The organism is Flavitalea antarctica (assembly GCF_054461535.1).
The window spans coordinates 89,534-102,473 of record NZ_JBTLQG010000003.1; the positions used below are offsets into that span (position 1 = coordinate 89,534).

The following is a 12,940-nucleotide window of genomic DNA, read 5'->3' on the forward strand; positions in this document are numbered from 1 at the left end:
TTCCATTAATTTTGCAGGTTATGGCCAATGTGTTCTTAAACAAAAAGATCAGCCAGCGTGTGCCCAACGGACATCCCTGGATATTTAATAATGAAGTCAGGGAGATAGATTTGGAGTCGAAGGCGGGTGATATCGTAGACGTCTACACTCATGATAAAAAATTTGTTGGGAAGGGTTATCTCAACCCAAAGTCCCAGATAGTTATCCGCTTACTTACGCGTGATAAAAATACAGGAATTGACGAAGCATTTTTTCATGATCGTATTCTCAGCGCCTGGCAATACCGCCGCCAGCTTGGATATTTAGAAAACTGCAGACTCATTTTCGGCGAAGCCGATGATCTTCCTCAGCTTATCATCGATAAATTCAACGATTACTTTGTGATTCAGACCCTGGCGCTTGGTATAGACGTCTGGAAACCCGCTATAGTAAAGGCCATTGAGACGATATTTTCTCCAAAAGGTATTTATGAACGGAACGATGTACCTGTCCGTGAACTTGAGGGATTGCCTCAACAAAAAGGATTTCTTTCAGCTCCATTCGATACAAGGATCCAAATCATAGAAAACGGACTCAAATTTTGGGTCGACATAGACAAGGGCCAGAAAACAGGATATTTTCTTGATCAGCAGGACAACCGGAGAGCTATTCAACACATTGTAAAAGGAGCCGAGGTCCTGGGCGTTTTCACATACACGGGCACTTTTGAAATTCATGCCGCCCACTATGGCGCGAAATCCGTGCTAGGGCTCGATATTTCTGAAAATGCGGTTGAGCAGGCAAATGCCAACGCGGCCCTTAACGGGTACGAGAATATCTGCAAGTTCGAAGTGGCTAATGCTTTCGACGTTCTGAAGAACTGGTCCAAAGAAGGCAGACAATACGATGTGGTGATGCTGGATCCTCCTTCATTTACCAAATCGAGGGAAAACATACAAAAAGCTATTGCCGGGTATAAGGAAATCAATCTCCGGGGAATGAAGCTTGTGAAGCCTGGCGGATTCCTGGTTACTTCCAGCTGTACAAACCTGGTGCCTCCTGACCTGTTTGCGGACATAATGCAAATGGCGGCAAAAGATGCGAAACGAAAATTAAGACAGGTTTGCTTCCAGGCACAATCTGCCGATCATCCAATTGTAAGGGACCTCGAAAACACCCACTACCTGAAGTTTATGATCATGCAGGTGCTGTGAGGAGTCAGGAAAGGTGAAGAAATTACTTGGTAACCTGGAACTTCCCGGAATCAACAAGCTTACCAAACTGATCTTTCAGCTGAAAGATGTAGATACCACGATAAAAATCACTGAGATTGACAGTGGTCTTTTGATCCACTTTTGCCAGTTCAAATACCTTTTTCCCGGTAAGACTGTAGATCTGGAAATTGTAATTTTTATCAGCGTTTTTCTGGAAGTCAAAATTAATAATGGAGGTAGCCGGGTTCGGATAAAACTTAACTATCCTGGCCGCAGGCTCCTGGGCAGGAGTTTGCCTCGAACGCTCCTGGCTGTTCGCCTGCAATGAAACAATAAGAGTAATGCACAGGATGTAAAAAATCTTCATGCAAGATGATATTTTACGATTATGTGCCAAGATATTTCCATTAATCCAAATGTACAAATGATTTGAGATATTAATGCAAATACTAAGGGAAATATCTTAGCTCATGCAAGTCATATTTGATTTGATTAACTTTTGTAAACTATTAATTATCAAGTGAAGTCTGAATCTCGCGGAGATCTAATCACCTCGCCCGGAAAATCAATCGAGGTTTTTAAGCGTGGCGTTGATTTTGTCAAAATCGGGCACTTTGCCAGGGTTTTCCAAGACTTCTGCATAACGGACTATTCCTGCCTTGTCAATAAGGAATGCAGCTCTTTTTGAAACACCCCGCATGTCCATTCCAAATGTTTCATGGATCGCATTGTATTTCGTGGAGACCTCTTTATTAAAATCACTGAGCAGATCAAAGTTCAGATGTTGTTCCTCCCTGAACTTGCGAAGGGCATAGTGAGAATCGACGCTTATTCCAAAAACTACAGCATTTGCGGAATTATAAGCTGCGATGTTATCCCTTACACCACAAAGCTCAGCGGTGCATACGCTCGAAAACGCAAGCGGGAAAAAAAGAAGTAACACATTTTTGCCTTTTTGATCTTCAAGGCTCACTTTCTGCTTTTCGGTGTTGTACAAAGCGAAATCAGGTGCCTGCTCTCCTGTTGAAATTGCCATAGTTGAGTAATGATGAATTGATGAATGTTGTTTGTAAAAAGTAATTCCCTGCCTGGTTGTATTAAAACTTTGGACAAAGCATTTTGTACTGGCTGCTGTTGTCTCTTTTTACAAAACCAATATATGACACAGAAAGTTCGATTCCACCCCTGCCCATGCTGGCTGTTTTGAGTGGAGAGATGTTTATGTCGTAGCTGATGGCTATAGAAAGGGGATGCTTGTCTATCTTTATGACGGGGATGATCGCGTCCTTCCATCGCAGAAATCCGCCTGCATGTACCGTATAAATGGGGTTATCAGGACTATCACCGAGTTTGTAAGAATAAAGTGCCCCCGCGATAGTTTCCACATGACTGCCCTGCATACTATGGTCAGCCTGAAGATTGAAATAAGAATAATCGTCGACATTCAACTTTACACCTGCTGAAAACACATACTTCGCATTTAACTCGATCTCAGGATCCCTGTAAAAAGAATTTTTGGGCCGGTTCAGATGATGATATGCCCCGCCGAAAAACAGGCTGTTCACCTGGCCCGCACCAAAAGTAGTATTGAAACTGAGTCCGGCGCTGGCATCCCAGGTAGTGAAATTTGGAGCAATAAACATTTCGCCTGTTGGCAGGGTAGGATCAAAACCACCGGGGCCGTATTGATTATCCGTGGTCATTTTCGACATGTCAACGTTTTTCCTGATCATGCCCCCCATCACCCCGAATGATAAATACATTACTTTCTGATCGCTGAGGGATTTATGGTAGTTCAGTGCAGGTAAAACCTGTGTCGTGGTGAGGCCTACGGTGCCCGCCTTGTCAAATAACAGTTGAATGCCTGTTGTAATAAAATCATCACCTTTCCCGACTGGCATTTTATATTCTGCATTTAGTGAACCGGTCCGGTACGCATTGGTGAAACTGTTCCATTGGTCCCGGTAAACGCCCTGAACCCGGTAGTCTCCGGTGAAGATTCCAGCCAGTGATGGATTACGTAGTAACGGAGCTTCAAAGAATTGTGAAAAGTGAAGATCCTGGGCCACGGATTGCAGGGCCATAACAAGCATGCAAAGTGAAATTGCACCCATCCGTGGAAAAAATCTGTATGTCCTGAAATTACTCACTGTTCAATTTATTTTGTCTGTCGCTTACCTGGATTTACCTGATCAATGTCACGTTTCCTTTGAAAGTATTGATCTCCGAATTCTCACACACCACTTCCATTGTATAAATATAAGTATCCTGCGGTGCCTTTTGTCCCTTGAAGGTTCCATCCCATCCGGAAGACGCAGCATTGGCGCTGAAATTTGTTTTCTCAAAAACTGTTTCACCCCAACGATTGAAAACGCGCAATGACTTAACCGTGAATACACCTGTCCCGCGCGGATAGAATACATCATTTGTGCCATCATTGTTAGGAGAGAAAGTATTGGGGATATACAGATTCCGGTCTGCACACACTACAAAAATCGTAACATCAGCAGTGGCAACACATCCATACCGGTCTGTAGCCGTTACCTTGTATTTAGTTGTTTTTGCCGGGTTCGCATATGGAGTCGGGCAGTCGTCGCAATCGAGGCGCTGTGACGGTGACCATTGATAGTCCCTGATATCTCCGGTGTAGTCGGCGGGAATGTAAACTCCACCACCCGAAATAATCTGCATGTCGTTGCCAATATTTGCCGTCGGGGCCGGCGCAACATAAATCCGCTTCGAGGTATCACTGGCACAACCGAACTGAACTTTTGATTTCATGTTGACAACATAACTGCCGACGGTATTATAAGTGGCTGAAGGATTCTGTAAAGCTGAAGTCTGTCCATTCCCAAAAGTCCATTGCCAGTTGATAGCCGTAGTATCGGCCACAGCAAGCATTCCCCTGAACAACAATGGCGTATTTATACAAACCGTGTCGGGAGTGCCTATAGTTGCGACGGGGGTACGGTATGCACGGATAGTATCTGTAAGAGAATCGGTACATCCCTGTTCTGTAACCACTTTTAAAGTCACCAGATTTACCCCAGGCTGGGAGTAGAAATGGGAGGGAGACAACGCTGTTGATGTGGCTCCGTCGCCGAAGGTCCAGTTATAAGAAACAACCGGATCGTTGAATATCGTAAAATTGGTAAAAGCTACGTTAGCAGTATCACAGAATTCGGTTTTATCTGCTCCGAACAATGGTTTCGCCCCAATTACACGGATTGGCTGATAATTCGCCAGGCTGAACTGGCAACCAGAGCTGTCCGTTAAAAATATTGAGGGGTAGAAAAAAGCAGGTCCACGATAGAAATGTGAGAATGCCGTATCCTGTGATGTGTTGGTGAGTCCATCCCCATAATAGAAAACATACCTTGAATATGGTGGAGGTTTCAGGTCGAATGTGGCGGTCAGTGTGTTGCAGGCCTCCAGCGGTGTATAATTGAGCCTGGTACTGTTTGGATCACTCAACGTAACACGATGAGTGGCGGAATCAACACAGCCGCCATAACCCACGGCCACTAACGTAGCGGTATACACGTTGTAGCCATTATAAAAGTGTCTTGGATTTGGCACCGTTGATTGAGAAGTTCCGTCGCCGAAATCCCAATAATAAGATGCATAATCTTTCGCTTCAAGTGTGAACCTGGTTTCCAATGGTGGACAAAGGCTTGTTGTATCAACAGCGGTAAAGGCAGCCTTTGGAGAACGGATTTTTATATAAGAAGCCTTACTCACTGAATCTGAACAACCAAACTCGTCTGTAATTTTCAAAGAAACAGAATAACTGGCATCACCGCCCGCATAAGCCTGGGTGGGATTTGGAGCTGTAGAAGTATTGCCATTACCGAAGTTCCAGAAATACTTCAGGTTCCTTCCTGATGATGTGTCAACGAACTGCAGGTTAACTGCGGGACAATAAATGGAGTCAGCAATGAAACCCACTTTTGGTGCCGTAACGATAACAGTATCAGTAATCGTTTTGGAATCTTTACATCCGCGGTTGTCCGTGACCGTTAGCTTAACAGAATATACTCCTACATTCTTGTACCGGTGATTGAATGGGGGTGCGGTATAATCCTGAACGGTTCCGTCGCCATATTCCCAGGTCCATTTTACAACAGGTGCAGCAGTGACAGTTTTATCGGTGAAGGTTATAAGCGTATTGGGACATGTACCTTTTGCATTTGGGGCGAAATCCGGTTCAGGTCCCACCACACGCACATAATTGGTGAGCACGAGTGTGTCCCGGCAGAAATTGCTATCGATAATAACCAGCCGGATATTGTATGAGCCACTGTCAGACAAGCGGTATTTCAGTGTCGGCAATGTGTCCATAATGGGCAGGTCATTACCTACCGTCCATTCATAAAATTTAATATTATTGGCATTTACCGGATTAGCCGTAAGGATAAATTCTTCATCCTTGCAAACATTCGTTTTTGAGCTGGTAAATGCTGCCTGCTCATCAAGCAACAAAACAGAACCCACATATGTGAAGGTACATTTCGGACCATTGGTAACTGTGAGTGTTACCGGGTGTGAACCAAATGAACCAAATGTAAAAGTTGGATTTTTAGCATTGGAGGTGCCCGCGCCGTTTCCAAAATTCCAGCTATAGGAAACGTTTCCAAGCGCCGGATCTATGATAGAGCTATCCCTGAAATTTACCTGCAGCTTATTGTTGCAATCTACCGTATAAGAAAACCGGGCTACGGGTGGAGTGATCCGAAGGTATCTTGTTTTGATAACATTGGTTGGGCACCGGTTACGGAAAGCTGTCAGGGTCACGGTCACATACCCGGTATCCACAAAAACATGGGATGGGTTGCGTTCAATCGAAGTTGTACCATCACCAAAATCCCAGAACCATTCATCCGCGCCATTTGACAATTCTGTGAATTGTACAGCTTCCGATGCGCAGACATCAAATTTATCGGCCACGAAATCAACAGTAACCGGTGAGCCGGTCTTTACTCCATCTATAAAGGTGGTATCTTTTACACAACCGGAATTGGTGACTATCCTGAGCTTGACATTGAATTTACCCGCAGTGGAATACACATGTGAAGGGTTGGCCACCGTACTAGTGGATCCATCGCCGAAATCCCAAAGCCAGCTTGCCACACCATCAACCGCTTTCACACTGTGAACAGGGCTGAAGGTATATGGTATACAGCCGCCGGCCGGGATATTCGAAACGCCGATAGTGGGTTCAACCACCTGTACAAATACCGGCTTCGTAACCGTGTTCTGGCATCCTCCACCGAAGGTAGCAGTCAACGTAATATCGTATTGACCCAATCGGTTATAAGTGTGTTTAGGGTTTTTTTCTGTTGAGTTGGTACCATCACCAAAATCCCAGAACCAGGCGGTGGAATTCTGTGTGAGATCCTTGAAGTCAACCGTAAACGGAGCCTTACAACTGGCATGATTCACGGACGAAAAATCTACCAAAGGTTTCGGACCGATTGTAATGGTCTTCGTCACAGAATCTGTACAGTTCGCGTAACGGTTAACCAGCTTCACGGTATACACTCCCGCGCTATCAAAGGTGTAAGATGGCGACCGCGAACTTGAAACGCCACCATCACCAAATTCCCAACGGCTTGAAACGGGGGCGGGGGAAGAAGTGTTTGTGAAATTGACTGCTACGTTCAGACACGCGGTATCCGGCGCGCTGAACTGTGTGGAATTGTTTTTAAGCGGGATCAGTTTCTCCAGCGTGTCGGAGCAGCCATAATCGCTAATTGTTATCAATGATACACGGTAAGTGCCGGTATCATTGTAAACGGTGGAGGGGGTCGGACTAACAGATGACGCCTTGTTTCCCATGTCCCAGATATAACTGAGGTTGCCGGGCCCCGAACTTTCATTGGTAAACGAAACATTAAATGGTGCCTGGCATGTGTTTGCCGGAACAGCATTGAAACTCGCAACAACACCGGGAACAATCCTGATATAACGTAAACGGTTCGTCGTGGCCTTACATCCCTGGTTGCTGGTTATCTGTAAGGTAACATCATAGTATCCCGGGGTAGCGTAAGTGTAGGATGGATTCTGTGCGGTGGAAGTTCCTCCATCTCCGAAGTTCCATAACCAGCCTGTGATGGTGCCACCGGGAGCAGCACTGTTATCGGTAAAATTTATTGTATTTGGTGCACAACCCGTGGTAGTACTAGCTGTAAAAGCCGGTAAAGGTGCCGGGTTGACCCTGATATAATCGGTCTTTACTTCCTGGGCAATCCCATTCGCGTTTCGGACAACCAGCTTAACTGTGTATACACCGGGAACATTATAAACAACTACAGGATTCCGTCCGGTTACGAGCTGGCCATTTCCGAGATCCCAGTCCCAGTTCGTAGGGTTCCCGGTAGATTGATCAGCAAAATTGACGACTAGTGGCGCACAACCGGTGCGAGGCGTAGCGGTGAAATTAGCAACAGGGTTCTGGGCACTCAGAACCTGGGAGACAAAAATCAAAAAATAAAAAAGCCACAATTTCCTCATTAGAACCAAATGCTTTTGTAGTTACAGATCATTACGGTTTTCATCAGGAATGTTGGATGGCCGGAAACGTTGGCTTATCGCAATGAATTACTAGATACGTCAGGGATACTCCCCGCGTTGGATTTATTTGGACCATGGTTTTAGGATGAAGTCTACAGGCGGTATTTACTATCAAATTTCAATCCGTGATTCAAAAAACAATTGTGTATCATTTTTTGCGCAGATGTAATATTCTTTTTACACCGGTTACGGATGATTCGGATTTGACATAATCCCAGTCGCTGTCAGTTAGTTTCCAGGTGCTGCTGAGTTTGGCAAGGGGAACAGTAGCTCCAGGAAAATTAGTGGTGATAGTATATTGAGTAATATCCGGTTTCCATGTTCCCGATACAGTAGACCCGGATTTCAGGGCATTCAGGGTTTCATTGTCATTGAATTTAAATTCGTAACCCGCATAGTCCGCCGTCATTACCACACCATCTTCTGAATATAAATCTACGATCCAAAGCCCGCTTGTGATAGCATCCATCACAATCTGTTCCTGTTTCTGCTCAATTGCCTTTTTACAGGAGATCGTGCAGAGACATATAAGCAGTATTGGGATAAATCTGATCATCGGAAATGGATTGGACCTTAAAAGTTGTAAATTTTCCTGTATTTATCAAGCAAATACGATAAAAAATAATTGATGTCCAGCGTTTTCCCGGAAATCACCTCACAAAGTGCTTCGCTGGTATACAATCTGCCATTTGTGTGCACGTTTGATCTTAACCAGGCAAGTAACGCTTCATACTTACCCGAATTTACCGCTTCCCGGATGGTTTTACTATTTTCGTTTTTATCCTGGCCGCCTTCAATGGCACAATGGAAAAACTGGGCGGCGTAAAAGCTTCCAAGCGAATAGGTTGGAAAGTAACCAAAGCTTCCATGGCTCCAATGGACATCCTGCAGGCAGCCCCGCTTGTGATCAGGAACATCCACACCGAGATACAACTTGTATTGTTCTGCCCAATATGCCGGAATATCAACGGTTTGTAAACTCCCTTCCAGCAGCTTTTTTTCGAGTTCATATCTTATCATGATATGAAAATGATAGGTTAGTTCATCTGCTTCCGTACGAATCAGGGAAGGCTGCACCTTATTGATTGCTTTGTAAAACTGTTCGACCTCGATATCGGCAAGCTGTTCAGGGAAGTATTGTTTGAACAGGGGAAAGAAGGCTGCGCAAAATGATTCGCTGCGACCAACATGGTTTTCCCACAACCTCGACTGCGACTCATGAATACTGTAACTCGCCGCCTCGCCCCCCGGCAAGCCATACTGATCTCCCGGCAAACCCTGCTCATAGAGCGCATGCCCCAGTTCGTGTATGCAACTCCACGTCATGGACGACAGATCATTTTCATCGATCCTCGTGGTTATCCTCACATCCTGGTTATTAAAACTCACACTAAAAGGATGTTCCGAAACATCCTGCCTGCCTGCTTCAAAGTCGTAGCCGAGTCTTTTCAGCAGGTCCATCCCGAACGCCCACTGCCGGTCGCGGGGATAATGCCGGCGTAGGAAAGAATCGTCTACCGGTGCGGAGTTCACAATTTGCTGCAGCAGATCTTTCAGTGGCCCCCTGATCTGTGTAAACACCGCATCAAGAAGTAATACATTTGTGCCTTTGTCGTGTTCATTAAGCAACGCATCGTATGGATGGTTGTCGTAACCAAGATAGCCTGCCTCCTGCTTTTTGAGTGATACCAGTTTCGCAAGATCACCGGCAAACAGGTTGAAATCATTAGCCTTTCTTGCCTCCATCCAGCTGTGGAAGCTTTGGCTAACCGTCTCCGAGAGTTCGCGGACAAAGGCTGCTGGTATCTTTTGCAGCCTTGTATAATCCTCCAGGCTGAGCTCCGCATTTCGTTTCTCCCGGTTGTCAGTAACCGACGATTCAACGAGATGAGTGAAAAGATCCCCGGATGTTTTGCTTGTAAAAAGTTCATGGGCCATTTCCGTGAGGGTTGCGATCTGCTGGCCCCTCAACGCGGCCCCTTTAGGCGGCATATAAGTTTCCTGATCCCATTGTAACAATGCCGAAGAAAAGCGCAGGTCGGCAATCCGGCTCATGGCCGTTTTGTACTGACTATATAATTCGTTCTGATCCAGGTGCGTCATGAATAAGTTCGTGGTTTTGAATCGATTAAGGGTAAAGGATCCTGTTCTTTTTTCAATTGAGCATCAAAGACCCAGGTGCCGAAAGGCAAAAAGGCTGCCAGGCACCCTGCTATCGTTTTTTTCAATGGCCATCTATAAGCCCGCTGGACCCGGTAAAGCTGAACGAGATATGCAATGAAAAGAAGGCCGTGTATCCACCCGACAATTCTCACTGGTAAGGGCTGCCCCGCCAGATATTTCAATGGCATAGCAATACCCAGGAGGAGAAGCCATGATAAGCCTTCAGCAAAACCGATTTTCCTGAGTAAACTTAATATGCCGGTTTTTGATCCGTTCATCCGGCAAAAATAACCACGAATGTCGAAGTTGACGATTCAATTTCCCTCTTCCCAACGAATTTCAGGGCTTGAGTACTGTTATGATCTTTGTGGCTTTGGTCTGTGGTCCCCCTCCGGCCGTGTCGGTCTTAAGAGAGTCGGGTACCCTGTCACTATACGTAATCACAAATGCTCTGAACATGCTTGCCATTGGATTCCGGAAATTGATAACGCCGGCATCTTTTTGATCTATGCTGCCATAGACCATCATGCTATCCGACACGGGCACCAGTTGCAGGTTTATGGTATAAGCGGCATTGGAATCTGCCTTGCGAAGGTCCATGTCATAAAAAAACTTTTCGTCATAAGTGACAATCAACGTTTTTTCTGCATAACGTTTAGTGATTGAATCGGTTGTACGATTCGTCATTATCCTTGTGAGTGGCGTGCTGTCCGCTAATGTCCACGAACTGTCATTATAAAACACCTCTACCGGCCGGTCAGCCGTATACACTTTTACTTTTTGCAGGATAGAATCCGGCGTGTTCCTGAACGCGATAGTGTCATATGCAGCAGGCTTGGGTTTACGGCTAAAATAAAAATATAAACCAGCTGCGGCAGCAATGGTCAGCAACAAAATGATCCAGGTTGTGCGCATATTAAGTGTTGAAGGTGCTCGTAAATCTAGGCAATATTTACAATACCCGTTATCTTGCTCTCTCAAAAGTGTGCGGTAAGAATCGGAGAGACAGAAACTGTTGCCGCTACAGCTCCTGCATTGCGCTCAGGGCTTTACCTTTACGGTATGAACATCAAGGAAGTTATCGCTCACCTGGAAACAATCGCTCCTCCTTCTTTGCAGGAAGTTTATGACAATGCGGGATTAATAACCGGTGATTCAAATCAACCATGTACAGGTGTAATTGTTTGCCTGGATTCAACAGCCGAAGTAATAAATGAGGCCATTAATGCCGGTGCAAATCTTGTAGTGGCCCATCATCCCATCATTTTCCAGGGTTTGAAAAAACTGAATAGGGAAAATTATGTAGGGAAGGCTATTATCCTCGCGATAAAACATGATATAGCGATCTATGCTATTCATACCAACCTCGACAACATAATAAGCGGGGTGAACAAACAAATGGCAGATAAACTCGGGCTCGTTAACGGGAGAGTGCTCTCTCCTAAAAGAGACCAGCTGGCAAAATTGTATGTATTTGTACCGGCTGCCCACGAAGAAAAACTAAAAGATGCTTTGTTTGAAGCAGGGGCGGGCAGTATCGGGAACTATAGCGAATGCAGCTTCAGTACGCCTGGCACCGGAAGTTTTAAGGGAGGCGAGGACACGGATCCATACGTGGGCAAACCGGGCGAACGCCACCTGGAAGACGAACGCCGCATTGAGGTTATCTTCCCGGTTTACCTGGAAGCCAGGCTCCTTAAGGCTATGAGGGCGGTGCATCCCTACGAAGAAGTTGCGTTCGACGTTGTCAGGCTACTTAACGAATATGACAGGGTGGGCTCGGGGCTGATCGGCGAATTGGAGGTTCCCGTACCGCCACAGGAATTTTTAGGGAAAGTTAAAGCGGCTTTCGACCTTCAGGTATTGAGGCACACAACTGCACCGGACAAAGCCGTTAATGTGGTCGCCCTTTGTGGTGGATCGGGTAGCTTCCTGATTAATAAGGCATTAGCTGCGAAAGCTGATGTTTATCTGACGGGCGACATAAAATATCACGAGTTTTTTGACGCCAATGACCGGATGATGATCTGCGACATAGGGCATTTCGAAAGCGAGCAGTACACGATTGACCTCCTATATGATATTTTGCGCGAAAAATTTACTAACTTTGCCGTCCTCAAAACAAAAGTAAAAACCAACCCGGTCCATTACTTTTTGTGATCACCATAACCTGGTGACAGGGGAACTGGTTCTGATCCACCAATTGTTTCAGGCCTTAACACTAAAACATCAATCAAAATATGGCCAACGTAAAAGATTATTCTGTTGAGGAAAAATTAGCCTCCATGGTAGCCCTGCAAAAGGTAGAATCAAAGATCGATGAGATCCAGATCCTGAAAGGCGAATTACCAATGGAAGTGAGTGATCTGGAAGATGAGATAACCGGTTTGAATGCCAGGCAAACAAGGATAGAAGAAGAAATCAACGGGATCCAGGAATTTATCAATAGCAAGAAAAACCTGATAAAGGATGCAGAAGCTCTCATAAAAAAGTATGAGAAACAATCTGAGAATGTAAAAAACAGTCGCGAATTCGAGGCAATTAACAAGGAAATTGAAATGCAGCAGCTTGAAATGAAGCTTGCTGAAAAGCATATAAAAGATGCAAATGAAGAAATAGGTGAAAAGGTAATTCTGCTCGATCGTGCGAAAAAGAACATTGCTGCAAAAGAAGGCGTGCTCGCGACAAAAAAAGGTGAACTTGAAAAAATCATAGCATCCACTGAAAAAGAAGAAAAACATTTCAGTAAACTTTCTTCTGATGCCCGTGAAAAAGTGGAAGAGCGTCTCCTGAATTCTTATGATCGTATCCGTAAAAATTACCGCAATGGTTTAGCGGTTGTTCCGGTTGAACGTGATGCCTGTGGTGGTTGCTTCAACGCAATTCCTCCCCAGCGTCAGAGCGAGATCAAACAACGCAAGAAAATCATCGTGTGTGAGAACTGCGGTCGTATATTGGTTGATCGCGACCTGTTCGACAGTGTTGATGTTAAATGATCCTGAGGGAGCTAT

Annotated in this window: 11 protein-coding genes; 3 read left to right on the forward strand and 8 right to left on the reverse strand. The window is 45.2% G+C overall.

Going from position 1 to position 12,940, the window contains the following annotated elements:
- The first annotated feature begins 20 nt into the window (after positions 1-20).
- The gene (locus ACX0G7_RS04805) at positions 21-1,193 is read left to right on the forward strand and encodes a class I SAM-dependent rRNA methyltransferase (RefSeq protein WP_458922295.1); all 1,173 of its coding nucleotides are present in this window, start codon (positions 21-23) and stop codon (positions 1,191-1,193) included.
- Between the two features lie 22 nt (positions 1,194-1,215).
- Here the strand turns inward: ACX0G7_RS04805 and ACX0G7_RS04810 are convergent, their stop codons facing one another.
- The 8 genes from ACX0G7_RS04810 to ACX0G7_RS04845 all read right to left on the reverse strand — a co-directional run bounded on the left by ACX0G7_RS04810 (position 1,216) and on the right by ACX0G7_RS04845 (position 10,844).
- Complete coding sequence (locus ACX0G7_RS04810; protein WP_458922296.1) at positions 1,216-1,560, reverse strand: T9SS type A sorting domain-containing protein; 345 nt, start codon at positions 1,558-1,560, stop codon at positions 1,216-1,218.
- A gap of 198 nt (positions 1,561-1,758) precedes the next feature.
- On the reverse strand, positions 1,759-2,229 hold the full coding sequence (locus tag ACX0G7_RS04815; RefSeq protein ID WP_458922297.1) for a redoxin domain-containing protein: 471 nt from the start codon (positions 2,227-2,229) through the stop codon (positions 1,759-1,761).
- 61 nt (positions 2,230-2,290) lie between these two features.
- A complete protein-coding gene (locus ACX0G7_RS04820; protein WP_458922298.1) occupies positions 2,291-3,343 on the reverse strand; it encodes a PorP/SprF family type IX secretion system membrane protein in 1,053 nt (350 codons plus the stop codon).
- A 34-nt stretch (positions 3,344-3,377) separates the two neighbouring features.
- On the reverse strand, positions 3,378-7,706 hold the full coding sequence (locus tag ACX0G7_RS04825; RefSeq protein WP_458922299.1) for a gliding motility-associated C-terminal domain-containing protein: 4,329 nt from the start codon (positions 7,704-7,706) through the stop codon (positions 3,378-3,380).
- A gap of 208 nt (positions 7,707-7,914) precedes the next feature.
- Entirely contained in the window at positions 7,915-8,322 is a 408-nt protein-coding gene (locus ACX0G7_RS04830) for a hypothetical protein (protein WP_458922300.1), read from the reverse strand.
- A 17-nt stretch (positions 8,323-8,339) separates the two neighbouring features.
- Positions 8,340-9,869: a carboxypeptidase M32 gene (locus tag ACX0G7_RS04835; RefSeq protein WP_458922301.1), complete on the reverse strand. Its 1,530-nt coding sequence runs from the start codon at positions 9,867-9,869 to the stop codon at positions 8,340-8,342.
- Complete coding sequence (locus ACX0G7_RS04840) at positions 9,866-10,207, reverse strand: DUF3817 domain-containing protein (RefSeq protein ID WP_458922302.1); 342 nt, start codon at positions 10,205-10,207, stop codon at positions 9,866-9,868. The genes ACX0G7_RS04835 and ACX0G7_RS04840 overlap by 4 nt, the downstream gene beginning before the upstream one ends.
- Before the next feature lie 61 nt (positions 10,208-10,268).
- Positions 10,269-10,844 carry a hypothetical protein gene (locus tag ACX0G7_RS04845; RefSeq protein ID WP_458922303.1) on the reverse strand — a complete coding sequence of 192 codons (576 nt, stop codon included), beginning with the start codon at positions 10,842-10,844 and terminating at the stop codon, positions 10,269-10,271.
- 147 nt (positions 10,845-10,991) lie between these two features.
- Between ACX0G7_RS04845 and ACX0G7_RS04850 the strand changes: the two genes are divergently transcribed.
- The gene (locus tag ACX0G7_RS04850) at positions 10,992-12,089 is read left to right on the forward strand and encodes a Nif3-like dinuclear metal center hexameric protein (protein ID WP_458922304.1); all 1,098 of its coding nucleotides are present in this window, start codon (positions 10,992-10,994) and stop codon (positions 12,087-12,089) included.
- An 80-nt stretch (positions 12,090-12,169) separates the two neighbouring features.
- Positions 12,170-12,925: a zinc ribbon domain-containing protein gene (locus tag ACX0G7_RS04855; RefSeq protein WP_458922305.1), complete on the forward strand. Its 756-nt coding sequence runs from the start codon at positions 12,170-12,172 to the stop codon at positions 12,923-12,925.
- The last annotated feature ends 15 nt before the right edge of the window (positions 12,926-12,940 follow it).